General features: G+C 71.0%; 17 protein-coding genes. 5 read left to right on the top strand and 12 right to left on the bottom strand.

What is annotated here, in order from left to right:
- Positions 1-8: 8 nt before the first annotated feature.
- Positions 9-1,610, top strand: a complete 1,602-nt coding sequence (locus RJT50_RS04565) for a hypothetical protein (RefSeq protein ID WP_313694494.1) — start codon at positions 9-11, stop codon at positions 1,608-1,610.
- Positions 1,611-1,878: 268 nt separating this feature from the next.
- On the opposite strand, the gene RJT50_RS04560 is transcribed toward RJT50_RS04565, so the two are convergent.
- On the bottom strand, positions 1,879-3,678 hold the full coding sequence (locus RJT50_RS04560; RefSeq protein WP_313694493.1) for a Rieske (2Fe-2S) protein: 1,800 nt from the start codon (positions 3,676-3,678) through the stop codon (positions 1,879-1,881).
- 136 nt (positions 3,679-3,814) lie between these two features.
- Between RJT50_RS04560 and RJT50_RS04555 the strand changes: the two genes are divergently transcribed.
- Complete coding sequence (locus RJT50_RS04555; protein WP_313694491.1) at positions 3,815-4,075, top strand: AbrB/MazE/SpoVT family DNA-binding domain-containing protein; 261 nt, start codon at positions 3,815-3,817, stop codon at positions 4,073-4,075.
- Entirely contained in the window at positions 4,072-4,533 is a 462-nt protein-coding gene (locus RJT50_RS04550; RefSeq protein WP_313694489.1) for a type II toxin-antitoxin system VapC family toxin, read from the top strand. The genes RJT50_RS04555 and RJT50_RS04550 overlap by 4 nt, the downstream gene beginning before the upstream one ends.
- Before the next feature lie 253 nt (positions 4,534-4,786).
- Here RJT50_RS04550 and carA read toward each other — a convergent pair whose 3' ends face one another.
- Positions 4,787-5,851, bottom strand: coding sequence for a glutamine-hydrolyzing carbamoyl-phosphate synthase small subunit (gene carA, locus RJT50_RS04545; protein WP_313694487.1), 1,065 nt, complete (start codon positions 5,849-5,851; stop codon positions 4,787-4,789).
- 97 nt (positions 5,852-5,948) lie between these two features.
- Between carA and RJT50_RS04540 the strand changes: the two genes are divergently transcribed.
- Positions 5,949-6,362 (top strand): Lrp/AsnC family transcriptional regulator, encoded by a 414-nt coding sequence (locus RJT50_RS04540; protein ID WP_313694485.1) that lies wholly within the window; start codon positions 5,949-5,951, stop codon positions 6,360-6,362.
- Between the two features lie 28 nt (positions 6,363-6,390).
- On the opposite strand, the gene RJT50_RS04535 is transcribed toward RJT50_RS04540, so the two are convergent.
- Complete coding sequence (locus RJT50_RS04535) at positions 6,391-7,059, bottom strand: PHP domain-containing protein (RefSeq protein ID WP_313694482.1); 669 nt, start codon at positions 7,057-7,059, stop codon at positions 6,391-6,393.
- Between the two features lie 52 nt (positions 7,060-7,111).
- On the opposite strand from RJT50_RS04535, the gene RJT50_RS04530 reads away from it, so the two are divergent.
- On the top strand, positions 7,112-8,062 hold the full coding sequence (locus RJT50_RS04530) for a diacylglycerol/lipid kinase family protein (protein WP_313694479.1): 951 nt from the start codon (positions 7,112-7,114) through the stop codon (positions 8,060-8,062).
- 30 nt (positions 8,063-8,092) lie between these two features.
- On the opposite strand, the gene RJT50_RS04525 is transcribed toward RJT50_RS04530, so the two are convergent.
- The 9 genes from RJT50_RS04525 to RJT50_RS04485 form a co-directional block, all read right to left on the bottom strand.
- Positions 8,093-8,815 (bottom strand): HAD family hydrolase, encoded by a 723-nt coding sequence (locus RJT50_RS04525; protein ID WP_313694476.1) that lies wholly within the window; start codon positions 8,813-8,815, stop codon positions 8,093-8,095.
- Between the two features lie 188 nt (positions 8,816-9,003).
- Positions 9,004-10,005: a mechanosensitive ion channel family protein gene (locus tag RJT50_RS04520; protein WP_313694473.1), complete on the bottom strand. Its 1,002-nt coding sequence runs from the start codon at positions 10,003-10,005 to the stop codon at positions 9,004-9,006.
- Between the two features lie 339 nt (positions 10,006-10,344).
- Positions 10,345-10,713 (bottom strand): LWR-salt protein, encoded by a 369-nt coding sequence (lwrS, locus tag RJT50_RS04515; RefSeq protein ID WP_313694472.1) that lies wholly within the window; start codon positions 10,711-10,713, stop codon positions 10,345-10,347.
- Between the two features lie 46 nt (positions 10,714-10,759).
- Positions 10,760-11,038: a 4a-hydroxytetrahydrobiopterin dehydratase gene (locus tag RJT50_RS04510; protein ID WP_313694470.1), complete on the bottom strand. Its 279-nt coding sequence runs from the start codon at positions 11,036-11,038 to the stop codon at positions 10,760-10,762.
- Positions 11,039-11,077: 39 nt separating this feature from the next.
- Positions 11,078-11,992, bottom strand: coding sequence for a DUF7260 family protein (locus tag RJT50_RS04505; protein ID WP_313694468.1), 915 nt, complete (start codon positions 11,990-11,992; stop codon positions 11,078-11,080).
- A 134-nt stretch (positions 11,993-12,126) separates the two neighbouring features.
- Complete coding sequence (gene hemA, locus RJT50_RS04500; RefSeq protein WP_313694466.1) at positions 12,127-13,479, bottom strand: glutamyl-tRNA reductase; 1,353 nt, start codon at positions 13,477-13,479, stop codon at positions 12,127-12,129.
- Entirely contained in the window at positions 13,472-14,113 is a 642-nt protein-coding gene (locus RJT50_RS04495) for a precorrin-2 dehydrogenase/sirohydrochlorin ferrochelatase family protein (protein WP_313694465.1), read from the bottom strand. The genes hemA and RJT50_RS04495 overlap by 8 nt, the downstream gene beginning before the upstream one ends.
- A gap of 352 nt (positions 14,114-14,465) precedes the next feature.
- Entirely contained in the window at positions 14,466-15,575 is a 1,110-nt protein-coding gene (gene ahbB / locus RJT50_RS04490; protein ID WP_313694462.1) for a siroheme decarboxylase subunit beta, read from the bottom strand.
- A gap of 96 nt (positions 15,576-15,671) precedes the next feature.
- On the bottom strand, positions 15,672-16,064 hold the full coding sequence (locus RJT50_RS04485; protein ID WP_313694460.1) for a DUF5778 family protein: 393 nt from the start codon (positions 16,062-16,064) through the stop codon (positions 15,672-15,674).
- Positions 16,065-16,071 lie beyond the last annotated feature (7 nt).

The following is a 16,071-nucleotide window of genomic DNA, read 5'->3' as shown; positions in this document are numbered from 1 at the left end:
TAGTCGACGTGCGTCCCCGCGCTCTCGCCCTCTCGGTCCTGGTACTGGTAGCGTTAGCCGTCGGCGCACAGCTCGCCTTCACGGACGTCGGCCGCGAGATCGGCGGCGACTGGGGCGAGCCGACCGAACTCGCGACGCTCGATGACGGAACCACCTTCGGGAGCGTCGCGGCCGGCGGGAGCGTCGCTCCCCCCGGCGGCGCGGTCGCGTGGGTCGAGCGGACGACCGACGGCGACCGCCTCAGAGTCGCCCGTCTCGCGGCCGAGAACGGCCAACTCGCGGTCGAGGACGCCGCGACGGTCGCCACCCTGGCCGAAGCGCCCGAGGTCGACGTCGCTCGAACCGGCGAGCGGGTCGCGGTCACGTGGATCGACCGCGAGGCCGACGCCGTCCGGCTCTGGACCGACGGGGCCGGAACGCGGACGGTTTCGGCCCCCGACACGGCCCGGGTCGCGTCGGTCGACGTGGCGACGCTCCCGAACCGGACGGTGCTCGCGTGGCGGGCGTACGAGGACGGGAGCTACCGCGTTCGGCTCGGCCTCGTCGGTCCCGACGGCGTCGAACGCCGGACGCTCGACGCGGTCGCCACCGGGCGGAACTCCCCGGCGATCGCGGCCGGTCCCGCCGGCGAGCGGGTCGCGCTCGCCTGGGTGAACGACGACGGGAACGCCACCGTCGCGGTCGGCCCCCCGACCGGGTCGTTCGACCCCGAACGGCTGGGCGACGCGCGCGGCGGCTCCGGCGGCATTGGCGGCGGCCCGCCGGCCGCGATCGACGTCGGGTTCGGCGACCGGGTGGTCGGCGTCTGGTCGGATCTGGGCGTCGTCCACGCCGGCCCGGTCGGGACCGAACCGACGCGCCTCGGCTCGGGTCGGACGCCCCGCGTCGCGGCCGGCGAGGACCGCTGGCTGGCGACGCAGGTCGTCCGCGACCGCTCCAGCGCCAACGACCTGGCGTACGTGATTCGGGGCGGGGGGGCCACCGGCTCGGGCAGCGTCTCCCGACTCCCGTCGAACGCGCTCCAGGGTGCGCCGCTGTTCGCGCCCGACCCCGCCGTCGCGTGGGTCGAACGCGGCGGCACGAACCGCCTGCTTGCGTCGGCTTACACCGGCACGGGACCGACCGGCCCGGTCGAGCGCCTGACCGCCGGGGCGACGCGGTTCGGCTTCGTCGCGCTCGCGGCGGGGCTGGCCGCGACGGTGACGGTGCCGCTGTTGCCCTGGGTCGCCGGTCCGCTCGTCGTGGGGTTCCTGCTCACCACGCGGACGGCGCTCTCGGCGGTCGCACGCCTCGCCAGTGTCCTCCTGGGGCGCTTCGGCGGCGAGGCGAGCGCCGGCACGGTCCGCACCCGGCTCCGGGACGCGCCGCCCTGGGTCGGCTTCGGGCTGTTCGTCCTCGCCAACCTCGCGGTGTACCTCCGCCTCGGGAAACAGGGCGTGTTGCCCGGCGGGACGGCTCCGCCGCCGCTGGGTGTGAGCGCGCTGGCGCTCGTCGGGACGGCGGTGCTTTCCCGGCTGTTGAGGGCCGACTCGGCCTGGCGGCTCTCGTTCCTGTTCGGCTACTGCCAGTCGCTCGTGCTCTGGTCGGTCGCGCTTCCCTCGTTCCTGTGATTTCCCGTTCGGAGCTGTTTGCTGTCGGTCGTCCTCGACGATGTTTCGGGTGAGGTAGCGTCGTCGAACGTTCCTGGAACGCGGTTTCAGGGCTGGTTTGGTCGTCGCTTCGACCGCCACGAACGCCCCCGCTGCGCTCGTTTTCAGTGTCCGTTCGGTTGTCCTGCCGCACCGAGCCGAGAAGCCGGGGGTTCCGGGCCGTCTAGCCGAAACGACTCACATCAGAAAGCGTCGACACGGAGAATCGGACCGGATCGAAGCCGCAGCCCTAGTCGTCGGCGGTGACCTCCACGTCCGGGTCGGCGTCGGACTCCTCGCCGTGGAGTCTCTCGCCGCGCAGCAGGCGGGCGGCGATGCTGAACGTCTGCTCGCGCTCGCGCCGGGTCGGGAAGTGGGCGGCCATGTAGCGCGCGGCGGCGACGAGCATGTCCCGGGCCCCGGGCGAGAGCGCTTCATCGTCGTCACCTCCGTACCGGACGTCGAACTGCCGACACGCCGCCTCGTACGCCTGGAACGTGTGGAACCCGGCGTCCTCCCGGAGGAGCGCGTGCCCGAGTTCGGCCTTCAACTCGGCCGGGTCGCCGCCGCCGTCGAGGAAGTGGGCGGCGTGGGCGCCCGCGGCGTTCACCTCGCCCTGCTGCTCGAAACAGAGGAGCAGCTGGTCGAGCGCCTCCGCGGGCTCGGCGTCGGCCTCGACGGACGGCTGGGGCGCGGGCGGCATGTTGAGGAAGCGGTCGAGGAACACGTTGACCGCCGCGTCGTACACCCCGCGGTACAGCTCCGTCGCGTCCGTGCGCCCGGCCGCTCGGTGGACCGCGTTCGCGTACGTGAACGTGTGATGGACCGTGTTCCAGTCCGAGAACTCGTTGCCCGTCGAGAACTGCGCGACGCGCTTGCCGGCGGCGTGGGTGACGGCCGCCGCGAGCTCCTCGACGGCGGCCCCTCCACGGACGGCGTCGTCGAGCGCGTCGAAGACGACCTCGGGGTCCTCGGAGTGGAGGCGGTCGGTGAGGTCGTCGGGCTTTGCCCACGTCTCGCCCTCGCCCGCGGCGACCATGTCGTCGAGCCGGTCGAAGCTGTCCGCGCACATCGCCGCGAGGTCGGCCGGCTGTCGCCACGAGGAGCGCTCCTCGGCCCGGTCGGCGGTCGCGAGCCCACGGACCAGCGAGGCGAGCAGGTCGGCGGCGTGCTCGTGGTCCCAGCCGATCAGGTCGAGCGCCTCGGTCGCCTTGTTGAGGAAGTCGAACGTGTGGCCGGTGTTCAGGTAGCGGTGGTCGGTCGCGGCCGAGACGAGCAGTTCGGTGAGCCGGTCCTCCCCACGGCCCGACGCGACCGCCGTGCGGAGGACGTGCTCGGCGCCGTCGGCGTCCCGGACCTCGACGTTCTCGCGGAACCAGGACTTCAGGCGCTCGAAGGGGACGTCGCTCGCCTCGAACTCGTCCTGGTCGAACTTCGGCGGCTGGTCGGCACAGTCGCTCGCGACCTCGGTCAGCCCCTGGAACAGCGCCCGCTTGCGGTCCTCGTCTTCGAGGTCGTCCAGCCGGTTGGCGAGCGCGACGAGGATGGTGAGCCCCGAGGACCACCCGCCCTCGCGGTAGCGCGTCCCGAACAGCACGCCGGTCTCGACGGTCTCTGTCGGGTCGACGCCCGCGTCCTGGAGCGCGACGGCGGACTTGGCGAGCACGAGGCTCAGGTTCTGCTCGAGGCCGTCGTCGAGTCGGTCGCGCCAGTGGACGCCCGGCGGCTCCGACCGCCTCGGCTCCGGGTTGACGTACACCACGCCGTCGCGCACCTCGGTCGGGTACGTGTCGACGTCGTCGGCCCAGGGGTCGAACGTGTCCCCGCAGGAGAGTTCGAAGCGCGCGTGGTGCCAGTGGCACGTCAGCACGCCCTCGTCGACGCTCCCCTCGGTGAGCGGGAAGCCCATGTGGGGACAGCGGTTGTTGACCGCGCGAACCTCGCCCTCGTGGTGGAACAGCGCGATGGGCGTGCCCTCAGCCTGCATCAGCGCGTGGCCGTCCTCCTGTAGCTCCGCCAGCGGGACCGCTTCGTGGAAGGCGTCTGCCATGGACTGTCCTATGCCACCACGACCCATGAACGTTCCCGGAAGGGCGTTTTTGTATCATTGTTGAATGGAAGTCAGATGAAAACCACCCCCATATTTTAGGGTGATGGAGAAAGTACGAGGAGATTGAGGTGATTTTATGAGTTCGACCGACGACGGTGACGGTGAGGAGACGTACGGGACCGCAGAACTCAACCACCGGGGGAGGCTGACGATTCCCAAGCGGCTGCGAGACGAACTCAACCTCGACGACGGAACCGAGTTCACGGTCGTCCGCGAGGGCGGGGACATCCGACTCGTCCGCAGGTTGCCGGAACTGGAGACGCTCTCCCGTGGGGAGGACTGGGGCGAGGAGGCGTTCCGTGACGCGGGCGAGGCGACGTTCGGCGATCGACGATGACGGGTCGTCGGCTCCTCGCGGACGTGAACACGCTCGCGATTCAACTCGTGGACGACCATCCGGGACACCCGTACGTCGCGGAGGAACTCGTCCCGGCGCTCGCCGGTGAGGACACGCTGCTGGTGTTCGGTTACCTCCCCCTCCGGGTGCAGTGGATCCTCCAGGACCTCGGCTTCGACACGGTGGACGCGCGAAACGCCGTCTCGTCGATGCTCGGGTACCCGATGGAGTTCGTCGACGCAGACGACGACACGCTGCTGGACGCGTACGAAATCAGCGCCGAGAAGAATCACGACGTCTTCGACTGCTTCTACCTCTCGCTCGCACGCGAGGCCGACGCCGACGCGCTCCTCACGACCGACCGGGATTTCGAGCAGCTGTGCGCTGACGAATCCGTGGATTACCTGAATCCGGTTCCCGAGGACGTGCTCGCGGAGTTCCACGACGCGGGGGAGTAGAGACCGGAACTCTCGGCGGTACGGTCCCACCAGTATCAGTACCGCGAGCGAGGGAGGCGCGGCTTCGCCGCGCCGACCGCTGCTCGCGGCATTTTGGCATTACGGGAAATCGAAGATTTCCCGTCAGCAGTGGGATTCCACAGGAATCCCACAGCATGAACGGGTTTTGCGGGGGTTCGACGAACGTGGGCCGGCAGAGCCGGCCCGCGTGAGGAGGACCCCCGCAAAAGAGGTTCGTGCGAGAGGTAGCGGTCTAATCCGCGGCGACGGGCGAGCGCGTTCGTCCGGCGAGTTCGAGCACCTCGTCGAAGAAGCCGAGCGAGTCGTGCGGGCCGGGGTTCGCCTCGGGGTGGTACTGCCGGGTGACGACGTCGTGCTGGTCGCTGGCGAGCCCCTCGGCGGTGTCGTCGTTCACGTTCACCTGCGTCACGTCGAGCGAGCCGGGGTCGGCGACCGAGTAGCCGTGGTTCTGGGTCGTCATCACGACCTTGCCCGACTCGAGGTCGCGCACCGGCTGGTTGACGCCGCGGTGGCCGAACGCCATCTTCTCCGTCTCGCCGCCGAACGCGCGGGCGACGATCTGCTGGCCGAGACAGATGCCCGCCAGCGGAAGTTCGCCCGCGAACGCCCCGACGAGCGCCTGCGTTGCCTCGAAGTTCGCCGGGTCGCCCGGCCCGTTCGAGACGAACAGCACGTCCGGGTCCAGGTCGGCCACCGTCGCCGCGTCCACGTCGTACGGGAGGACGTGGACGTCCGCGCCGCGCTCGGCGAGCGAGGCGGCGATGGAGCCCTTCGCGCCACAGTCCACGAGGGCGACGTCGTACTCGCCCCCGCCCGACACCGTGTACGCCTCGGTCGTCGAGACCTGCGCGCCGATGTCGACGTGGTCGCTCATCCCCTTGCACGCCGCGAGCTCCTCGCGGGCGGCCTCGGGGGTCGCGTCCGGGCCGGCGGCGATGCCACACTTCATCGCGCCCTCCTCCCGGACGGACGTGACGAGTTCGCGCGTGTCGAGGTGGTCGACCGCGGGAACGTCCTCGCCGTCGAGCCACTCGGCCACGTCCTCGGTCAGTTCGTGTGCGACCGCGGCGTTGGGGTGGACGCGGTCGGACTCGAATCGCTCGTCTCGGACGCCGTAGTTGCCGATCAGGGGGTAGGAGAACGTGAGGACCTGCTCCTCGTAGGAGGGGTCCGTCAACGACTCCTCGTACCCCGTGTACGCGGTCGTGAACACCAGTTCACCACGTGTGCGGCCGGGCGAGCGGCAGCGTGCGTCGAACACGCGGCCGTCCGCCAGCGCGACGTAGGCGTCCGCCATTACGAGATACGCATGGATGCCACCGCAATAAGTGCGTCGTTCGAAGCTGAGTTACGAAATTCGAAATCGGTAAGGCGTCCCGGCCTCACGGGCGTGTATGGACGACCTCGACCGGGCCATCCTGAACGTCCTCCGACGGGACGCGCGAACGCCCTACACCGAGATCGCCGACCGCGTGGGCACCAGCGAGGGAACGGTTCGCAACCGGGTCGATCGGATGAGCGAGGACGGCATCATCGAGCGCTTCACCGTCACCACGCGGACGGGGAACGTGAAGGCGATGGTCGAGACGAGCGTCGACATGAACGTGGACACGAGCGAGGTGTCGTCGACGCTCGCCGAGTGGGAGGAGGTCGACTTCGTCTGGCAGGTGTCGGGCGAGGAGGACATCGTCCTCATCGTGGACTGTGTCGACACCCGGGCGGTGAACGAACTCATCAGCCGGGCGCGCGAACTGCCGGAGGTCGAGGGGACGAAGACGCGGCTGATTCTCGACGAGCGACTGGGATAGCCGTCCCGCCGAGCGGCGCGCACGCAACCTATTCCGCCCGCGACCGGAGCCACCGCCGCCCCCCGTGGACGACGCTGTACCCCCGGTCGAGCAGCCGGTGGAGCCGGCCGAGGTTCGAGACGGAGGAGACGTCGCCGGCGCGGATGGCGTCGGCGACGTCGCGGGGCCCGAGGCTGTCGGCCTCGACGGTCGTGTAGGCCCGCCCGACCTCGAACGGGTAGTGGGCGTCGCTGCCGCCGACGACGGGGAGCCCCCGCCGGTCGGCGAACTGGAGCGTCCGCGCGTCGTGTTCCGGGTTCTTTCCGTTCAGTTCGACGGCGTCGAAGTCGGCGTCCGACTCCCGGACGGAGCCGTTCCGGAACGGGTGCGCGACGATGGCCGCACAGCCGCGCTCGTGGGCGCGGTCGACGGCCTCCGCGGGCGTCAACTCGCCCGGCGTCGTCCGCCGGGGAGGGTCCGGGCCGACGACGAGGACGTGCCCCCGGGTCGTCGACACCTCGATGCCCGGCAGAATGGGCAGGTCCGCGTCGCCCACGTACGCGTAGTCGTGGTTCGTCACCGTGAGCGCGTCGAGCCCCCGACGGCGGGCGACGAGCGCGTGCAGTCGGAGCCCGACCGGGTCGTACGGGGTCGGCCGACCGACGAAGCCGTGGAAGAACCGGCTGTGGTTGTGCAGGTCGACGGCGAACTCGGGCACGGATGCTAGGAGGCGGCGGTACGGCTTTGCAGTTGTGGGCCGATGCGTCCGTATGCAGCGGTCGGTCCTCGTTCGAAACCCCGAAAGCGGCGATCAGGCGGCGAGCGTGCAGGCGGCAGCCCTCGCCGAGGAACGCGGCTACGAGATCCGGAACACCTCGGAGTCGGGCGACGAGGTCGCGCTCGCACGCGAGGCGGCCGAATCGGGCGCCGACCGGGTCGTCGCCTGCGGCGGCGACGGCACGCTCAACGGCGTCGTTCGCGGCGTCCAGGAGGCGAGTCGGCTGGACGACGTGACGCTGGGCGTCGTGCCGGCGGGCACGGGAAACGGCTTCGCCGATAACGTCGGCATCCGGGGCGTGGAACACGCCTTCGAGGTGCTGGACGGGGGCGAGGTCCGACGGCTCGACCTGGGCGTCGTCGAGTCGCTCGGCGACGGCCCCGACACGCCGGGGAACAGCGTGCTGAGCCCGGAAGGGACGACGGGCCGCCCGTTCCTCAACTCGTGCGTCTGCGGGCTGACGGCGGAGGCGAGCGCGAGGACCGAGTCGGAGCTGAAAAAGCGGGTCGGCACGCTGGCGTACGTCCTGACGACGCTCCAGCACACGCGCGACTTCGAGGGGCTGAAACTGGACATCCGCGCCGGCCCGGAGGCGGACCCGGTCTGGTCGGGCGAGGCGCTGGTCCTGCTGGTCGGGAACGCCCGGCGGTTTCCGGGCCGGCAGGCCGACATGGAGGACGGGAAGCTCGACCTGCTCGTCGTCGAGCGGGCGCCCGCCATCGACTATCTGGCGAGCGGTGCGGTCGACCGCTTCTTCCGCGGGGGCGACTCGCGGCTCACCAGGCTGACGGTGCCGTCGGTGCTCGTCGACGCGACCGAGCCCCGGCAGTTCTCGCTCGACGGCGAGATGGTCGAGCACGACCGACTGTCGATCGAGACGCGGGAACGGGCGATCTCGTTCGCGGTCGGCGAGTCGTACGAGCCACACCCGACGTTCGAGTGAGACGCGCCCCGAGCCACCCGCGCTCGGCGCTCAGGAGCCGAGGTCGCCGACCTCGACGCCGCCCGTGCCGGCGGAGTCGACGCCGAGGTCCGGGTCCGCGTCGCTCCCGCGCGGGAGGTCGTCGAAGGAGCGCACGCGGTAGTCCGCGCGGACGCAGCGGCCGCGTTCGCCGTAGCCGTGTCGCTCGACGTGGACCGCGTCGAGGCCGGCGTTCCAGGCCGCGCCCACGTCGCTCGCGCCGTCGCCGAGCAACACGCCCCGCTGGACGGCCGCGTCGACGCCGAGCGCGTCCATCGCGTTCGTGACGGGCGTCGGGTCGGGCTTCCAGCCGGTCTCCTCCGAGCAGCAGAGGAACACGTCGAACCAGTCGGTCAGGTCGAGGTGCTCGACGACCGGGTCCGCGAGGAACTCGGCACAGTGGGTGACGACGCCGACCGGGACCTCGCGCTCGTGGAGCGACGAGAGCAGGCGCGCGGCGTCCTCGTGGACGTAGGACGCCTCGGCGCGCGTTCCCGGGTCCTCGACGGCGTGGAACGCCGGCCAGAACTCCGCGGGGTCGATGCCCCACTCGCGGAGCTTCGGGTCGCGCGAGCCCTCCAGGCCGTGCCAGAGCACCTCTGCCTGCCGGTCGGTGAACTCGCGGCCGAGGCGGTCGCCGACCCGGTCGAACACCTCGCGGGTGTACGCCCAGTCGGCGTCGACCACGGTGCCGTCGAGGTCGAACAGCCAGAAGTCGTAGGCGTCGGGGACCATCTGGGGAGGATTGGTAGGGCGTTCTCCGTTAAGTGTCTTGCCGTGACACTCTCGGCGTTGATTCTTTCGGGGATCAGGTCACGGCCAGCGCGGGTCGAATCGACGGCGTCCGTTCGATCGGAGGAGGCCGGTGTGGAGCCCGACCGCCGGCCGAACCGATCAGCCTCGCGGATTCCCGGGCGACGGAGTCACCTGTCGGTGATGTCCTCGCTGCCGGCCGTCTCCCTGGCCGACTCGACCCAGCCGTCGATGTTCTCGGCGACGTAGTCCTGCCCGCCGAGCCCGACCGCGAGCCCGATGCCGAGCGCAAGCGCAAGCGCCAGCGCGCCGAAGAACGCGACGATGAACGTCGTGAACAGGCTGGTGAGCGGAGCGATGGTGAAGCCGATCGCGCCCAGCGCGACGGTGACCGTGATGTAGTAGACGAGTACCTTCACGGCGAGGCTGGCGACGTGGATCGCCCGGCCGTCGTCGATGTCGTCGACCAGCCCGCCGATCCGTTCGGCCGCCCAGATGCCGACCAGCAACACGAGCAGCCCGCCGAACAGCGCGGGGAGGTAGTCGGCAAACTCGTTGAGCACCATCGAGAGCGAGTCGATCCGGAGGATGTCCGCGACCGCCAGCAGCGTCAACAGGTAGACGTAGTAGGTGACCAGTTTCCCGACGATCCGGCCGAACTCGCCCTCGGTGTCGCCGAGCGACTCCAGGGGCGTCTCCCGGAGGTACGGGCCGACGCCGAAGCTGCCGACGATTCCGGCGACGATGTCGCCGACGATCCGCCCGATGATGAACCCGACGAGGAGGACGACGAGCGCCCCGAGGATCACCGGCAGGTACGCTCCGAGCTCGACCAGCAGGTCCGTGAGGAGGTCGATGTTCAACACGTCCGCGGCGGCGACGATGGCGACGAAGTAGACGTAGTAGGCGACGACCTTCCCGAGCGTCCGGGCGACGTCGTCGCCGCTACCGACGTCCTCGACGGCCGTCCCGGTCGTGTACCGGTCGATGCCGATCCGTCGAACGATCCGCGCCACGAGCCCGCCCAGGATCCGGCCGACGACGTAGCCGACGACGAGGATCAGCAGCGCGCCGACGATCGTCGGCAGGTACGCGACCACCTCCGCGATCGTCCGATTGATCGTCTCGCGGATCGCGACTTGCAGCGGGAGCGACGTGCTCTGGATGATCATTGTCCGGTAGAACGCACGCGCTCATCACCTTTTGTTAACAGTGCTCATACGCTCGAAATCGGTCACTATCGGGTCCGCCGCCGGGTGGGGTGACCGTCGTCCACGCCCCGGCACGCGTCGTCCCCGTGCGGTCGGCGCGCGTGACGGCGAGCCCGAAGGGCGAGCGGACGCGCGTGAGGAACGAGCGAGGGACGAACGAGGGATAAGCAGGGTATGAGTGAGCGAGAACGAGGCAGGCGAGCGAAGCGAGACGAACCGCGGAAGTCACAGCCCCGGAGCGGCGAGCGGGGCCGTCTCCCGCGGTCGGTGAGTTGCCGGCGACCGGCCGACGCCGCCGAATCACCGGACCCGGATCGAGGAGCCGAAGTACTTGTGTTTCGCCTCGCCGGCCGAATCGGCCCTGAACGCCGTCAGGTTCCGGGCGATCTCCTTCTCCAGCGCGGCCAGGTACGCCTCGTCGGTCTCGAACTCGCTGAACGTCGCCGACAGCACCGTCACGCCGGCCGGCAGCCGTTCGGCCAGCAGGTCCCGCACGTGGCTCGAATCGTTCGCCTCGCCCCGCCAGAGCGCGTCCCGGAACAGCAGCCAGCCGTCCTCGCCCGGCGTCGGCGCGGGCACCCGCGCGGTCGTCTCGAACTCGTCGGGGTCGAGCCTGACCTCCCGCGGCGAGAGGGTGAACCGGACCCGGAACACGTACGCGGCGTCCATCAGCCGTGTCCGGGCCGCGCTCGCACCCCGTCCGCGACGCCGGTCATCAGTCGGCCAGTTCGTTGAACCGGCCCGCGAGCTCGACGTCCTTGCCCGTGATGCCACCCGCGTCGTGGGTCGTGAGGCGGGCCTCCACCTCGCGCCACCCGATCGTGAGTTCCGGGTGGTGGAACGCCTCCTCGGCCAGCCCGCCCGCGCCGGCAGCGAAGCCGACGCCTTCGAGATACGAGTCGAACTCGAAGGTCCGGACGATCTCGTCGCCGTCGCGCTCCCAGCCGTCGGGCAGTCGATCCGAAACCTCCTCGTCGGTCAGTAGTTCGGCCATGCGAGGAGGTCACACGCGAGAAGGAAAAGCGCTTCCCGGTCAGCGCGTCGTCGCCGCGCCGGCCAGTTCGTCCTTCGCGTCCGCCAGCGCCGCCAGCGTCTCGGTGCCCGCCGCCAGCACCGGGTAGGGCGACCGGAGGCTCCCGTAGAGGTACTCGTACCAGTACGGCCGCTCTGACTCGCGCTCGTGGACCGTCGCCTGCCGGTCCGCGAGCAGCGACTCGACCTGCCGCTCGTGCCACTCGGCGCGCTCGTAGTCGGCGATGAGGTCCGCGTAGCCCGAGCGGTCGAGGTCGGACTCGAGGATCCCCTCCGCGGCCTCGGCCGCCGGCGTGAGCGCGTCCTCGGACTCGCTGAGCGCCGCCTCCTCGCGGTCCAGTTCGGCCAGCAGTTCGTCGCGCTCGCGGCGCGCGCGGTCGGCCCCGTCGGCGAGCGCGAGGTGGAGTTGCGGGGTGAGCGCGTCCCCGCCCGTCAGCGCGGACGCGACCGTGTCGGAGAACTCCTCGCTCACGTTCTCCGCGAGCGACTCGTCGTACTCCTCCTCGTAGTGGGCCGTCGCCATGACCGTCTCGCGGTACGCGTCCCGGGCCGCAGAAAGCGCCGTGTCGTCCCTGACCGAGCCGCCGGCGACGGCCAACACCCCCCCACCGCCGGGTTGCGGGTCCGGTGGCCCGAGTTCGGTCGGGTCGAGCGTCGTGACGCGCCGCCTGAAGCGATCGAACGCGTCCCGCTCGGCCCGCGTCCGCGTCCGTTCGACCTCCAGGGCGTCCCGCGCCTCGAAGATCCTGTCGAGAACGATGCCGGAGAGCAGGAGGAACGCGGCGGTGAGACACAGCACCGTCACCGCGGCGACGAGTTCGGGGTGCCCACAGTCGGCGACGTAACAGGCGGACTCCACGCTCTCCTCGACCGAGGAGGTGGGGAGCCTGCCGACGCCACCGCCCATCTGAGTCATGGGACTAGCTGTGGTGTCATCACACATCACGTTTTCCCACAGGACGGGAACAGGTCTGACGGCTGACCGACGCGCGTCGAAGGCGACCCGGCGAGCCGGCGACGAACGCACTCACGGCCCGGCAGTCCCGCGATTCAGTCGTCCGTGAACTGCTCGGAGACCCGCTCCGGGGGACCCGCAACGCCGTCGTCCGACTCCACGGCCGGCGTCTCGAACTCGGGGTCGAACAGCTCCATCGCCGCGTGGATCGTGTCCCAGTCGTCCTCCATCGCCGCCTCGCGGAGGCTCTTCGTGGGTGCCGCGAGCAACTGCCCGACGAGCGCGTCGGCGAGCGACTCGACGGTCTCGCGCTGTTCGTCGGGCAGTTCGCCCTGCGCCTCAAGCTTCGTCAGCGCCCGGTCGAGTTCGCGCGCTTTCGTCCGTTCGGCGCCCTCGTACATCGCGGAGATGGCCTCGTCGGCCCGCCTGCGCTTGAACGACGCGAGCAGCCTGTCCATCTCCTCGTCGATCATCGCCTCGACCCGCTCGGCCTCGCTCCGTCGGCTCGCCTGGGTCTCGGCGGTCACCGCCTTCAGCGCGTCGAGGTCGTGAACCGTCACGCCGCTCTCGTCGCCGGTCGACGCGGTGCCGGCCGCCGCGTCGCCGACCGCCGCGTCGGGGTCGACGTCGCGCGGCTGGGCCAGGTCGATACAGACGACGTCGCCGGCGTCGGCCAGGTCGTCGGCCTCGAGCACGTAGCCGTCGGCACCGGTGGCGCTGATGAGCACGTCCGCCTCGTGGGCCGCCGCGGGCGCGTCCGCGAGCGGGACCGCCTCGGCGGAGACGTCGAGTTCGCAGGCGACGTGTTCGGCGTGGGGAACCGTCCGGTTGGCGACGACGACCCGGTCGACCCCGGCGTCGTCGAGCGCGCGGGCCGCGAGCGTCCCCATCTCGCCGGCGCCGAGCACGGCGGCCGTCGAGCCCGTGAGGTCGAGTTCCTCGGCCGCGAGTTCGACCGCGGCGGAGCCGAGCGACACCGAGCCCTCGTTGATCGCCGTCTCGGCGCGGGCGCGCTCGCCGACGTGGATGGCCTTCGTGAGCACGCCGTCGAGCATCGCGTCGATGCCGCCCGCCCGCCGGGACTCGGCGAACGCCCGCTTCACCTGGCCGATGATCTGGTCCTCGCCCAGCACGAGCGACTCCAGGCCGGCGGCGACCCGCATCAGGTGCCGGAGCGAGGACTCGTGGTCCAGGCTGACGACGACCTCCTCGGGGACGGCCGCGGCGAAGTCGGCGAGCGCGGCCTCGCCCGCCTCCCCGTCGTCGGCGACGACGTACGCCTCCGCCCGGTTGCAGGTCCGGATGGCGAACGCCTCGGTGACGCCATCGCGGGCGAGCAGGCCCGAGACGGTGTCGGCCGCCGCGTCGCCGCCGACCGACCCGATATCCTCGACGTCGGCCCGCGCGTGGCTAACGCTGACGCCGCGTACCACGCCCGCCTCAGTCATCGAGTACCCCCTGCATTACCCGGTCTGCCTCTTGGCGAGCGTTGGCGACCCCGTCTTGTAAACCCTTCCAAACCGCGGACGACCGCACGACCGCCCGAACCGCGTCACGGCGCTCCGATGGGGACGCGTCTCCCTCGCGCAACTCGTCCCTGATCTCGCCGACGAGCGTCGCCATCTCGCCTGCGTGTTCGACCTCCTCCTCGACCCGTTCCCGGAGGTAGCGCGAGAGCGCCGGCGCGGTGCCGCCGGTCGCCAGCGCGACGACGACCGGGTCCTCGCGGACGGTCGCCGGCACGACGACGCTGCCCGCGTCGCGGCCTCCCGAGGCGTCGGCCCGGTTCACCAGCGCGCCGGCCTCGCGGGCGGCCGACTCCGCGGCGTCGTTGACCGCCCCGTCGTCGGTCGCCGCGACGACGAGCGCCGGATCGAGGCTGGCGACGAACTCGCCGACGTCGGCCGGCGTCGGCTCCGCGCGGACGAGGTCCGCGTCGCCGAACGACGAGTCACAGAACGCGGGGCTGACGACGACCGTGCGCGCCTCGGGGGCGAACCGCCGGGCCTTCCGCGCGCCGACCGGCCCGCCGCCGAAGACGACGACCGTCTCGTCGGTGAAGTCGTGGAGCAACGGGATCATGAATGCCACCACGATGAGGAATCATCCGGCGGGGCGCGTGCCGGCGCGGACGGAGCCGCGCCGGACGCACTCGAGGGATGAGTGAGCGCAGCGAGCGAATCGGCTGGGGAGGCGTGTGGCTGTGCGGGGCGGGTGCTGTCGGGCGGGACTGAAAGGGGCCGCGGCGGTCGGCGAACCCCGAACCCGTAAGCACCGCAGGAGGGAGGCCGGAGGCCGAGCGACGAGGAGCACAGCGCGGTTCGCGGGAGCCGAGCGCCGCGGGGGCTTTCGAACCGTACTTCGTGTTTCCAACCGCCCCGTCTCGAACCACTCGACCCCCCGTACCGACGACCCATTCCACACATCGAACGGATCACTCCTCGGGTTCCACGTCGGCGCGCTCGGCCAGCCTGATTCCGGTCTTCTTCAGGATGCGCGTCGAGAACAGCGTGTCCCAGTCCCCGTCAGCGACGTCCCAGAACTCGGTCATCGTCTCGCGCACCTGCTCGACCCGGCGCTCGCTCTCGGCCTCGTCCCGGCCGTGGGTCATCGCGAAGAAGTTGTACGGCCAGACGCCCTCGTGGCGCGGGCGGTGATAGCAGTGGGTGACGAAGCCCAGCTCCGCGACCGTCTCGCCCACCTCGTCCAGCACGTCGTCGGGGACGTCCCAGACGGTCATGCCGTTCTCGGTGTAGCCGAGCGCGTAGTGGTTCGGGATGACGCCGACGCGGCGCACCTTCCCCTCGAGGTCGAACCGCTTGATCGTCTCCACGACCCACTCGGTCGGCTGGTCGAGTTCGGCGGCCACGTCGGCGTACGGCGTCTCGGTGATCGGGAGGCCGCCCTGGATCTCCACGACGAGGTCGCGCTCGTCCGGGGTGATCGTTCCGCCGTCGGTGGGAGTCACGTCAGGTCCGAGCCCGGAGAGGTCCAGATCGCCCGCCGACACGGGGCCGTCCAGCAGGAACTTCGCGCCGACGTGGAACTCCCGCTGCTTGGGAAGGTTGTACGTCTCCTGGCCCGTGTCGGCCTCGATGCTCGCGAGCACCTCCTCGACGCGCTCGCTCGCGGTTCCACCGCGGCCGTCCGAGGCCCCCTGCGGCTCGCTGGCGACGCTTAGCACGAACCACATGTTGAGGTGGGGGTGCTCGCGCTCGTAGTTGTGGGCCACCTCGCGGTAGCCGTTCACCGTCTCCGCGACCGCCTCGAACCGCTCGGGCGGGGCGTGCATGGCGACGAGCGTCGCGGTGCCGCCGATCTCCTCGGCGTTCACGAGCGCGCCGAACCGCGAGAGGACGCCGCGCTCGTCGAGGTCCCGCACGGCCGCGAGCAGCTCCGGGCCGGTCACGTCCACGCCGCGCTCGCGGAGCGCCGTTGCGGCCGGCTCCCACGGCTCTGCGACGACGGGGAACCCACCCTGGAAGGCGTTGACGACGGCGCGGTCGAGCGTCGAGAGGTCGGCGTCGGACTCGACCTGGGTCATGTGTCGGGGTCGGGACGGGCGGGGCATAAGGCTCGCGCTCCCGGATCGGTTCCGGTCGAGAACCGGGAGTCACCGCCCGGTGTACGGGAACTCGCCTCAGCGAACGACCGTCGTCCGGTGGCCGAGCGCCTCCACGTCGGCGGCGATGGCCTCGGTGTCGGCCGTGGCCTCGAAGTAGCAGACGATGGCGAACGAGCCCTCGCGGAGCAGTTGCTGGCACTCCCAGACGAACGACTCGTCCTCCAGCGTGCGGCCCTGGAACTGGTTCGAGGCGAAGTCGGGGTCGTCGTTGCCGGCGTGGATGTACGTCTCGCCCTTGCCCGCGTGGTCCGCGACGACGTCGTTGAGCTCGACGGTGAGTTCGTGGAGCTCCAGGTCGTCCTCGCCCCCGAGGTCGGTGTGGACGATGAGGCCCTCCAGCTCGATGTCGCCGGGTTCCAGCAGCGCCTTCGTCCGCTCGTAGAGGTCGTCGTCGAGCGTCTCGGTCATCGTCCGT

This window comes from Halobaculum sp. XH14, from assembly GCF_032116555.1.
Taxonomy (GTDB): Archaea; Halobacteriota; Halobacteria; order Halobacteriales; family Haloferacaceae; genus Halorarum; species Halorarum halobium.
The sequence above is the reverse complement of the archived record's forward strand: the minus strand, read 5'-3'. Positions and strand labels throughout refer to the sequence as shown.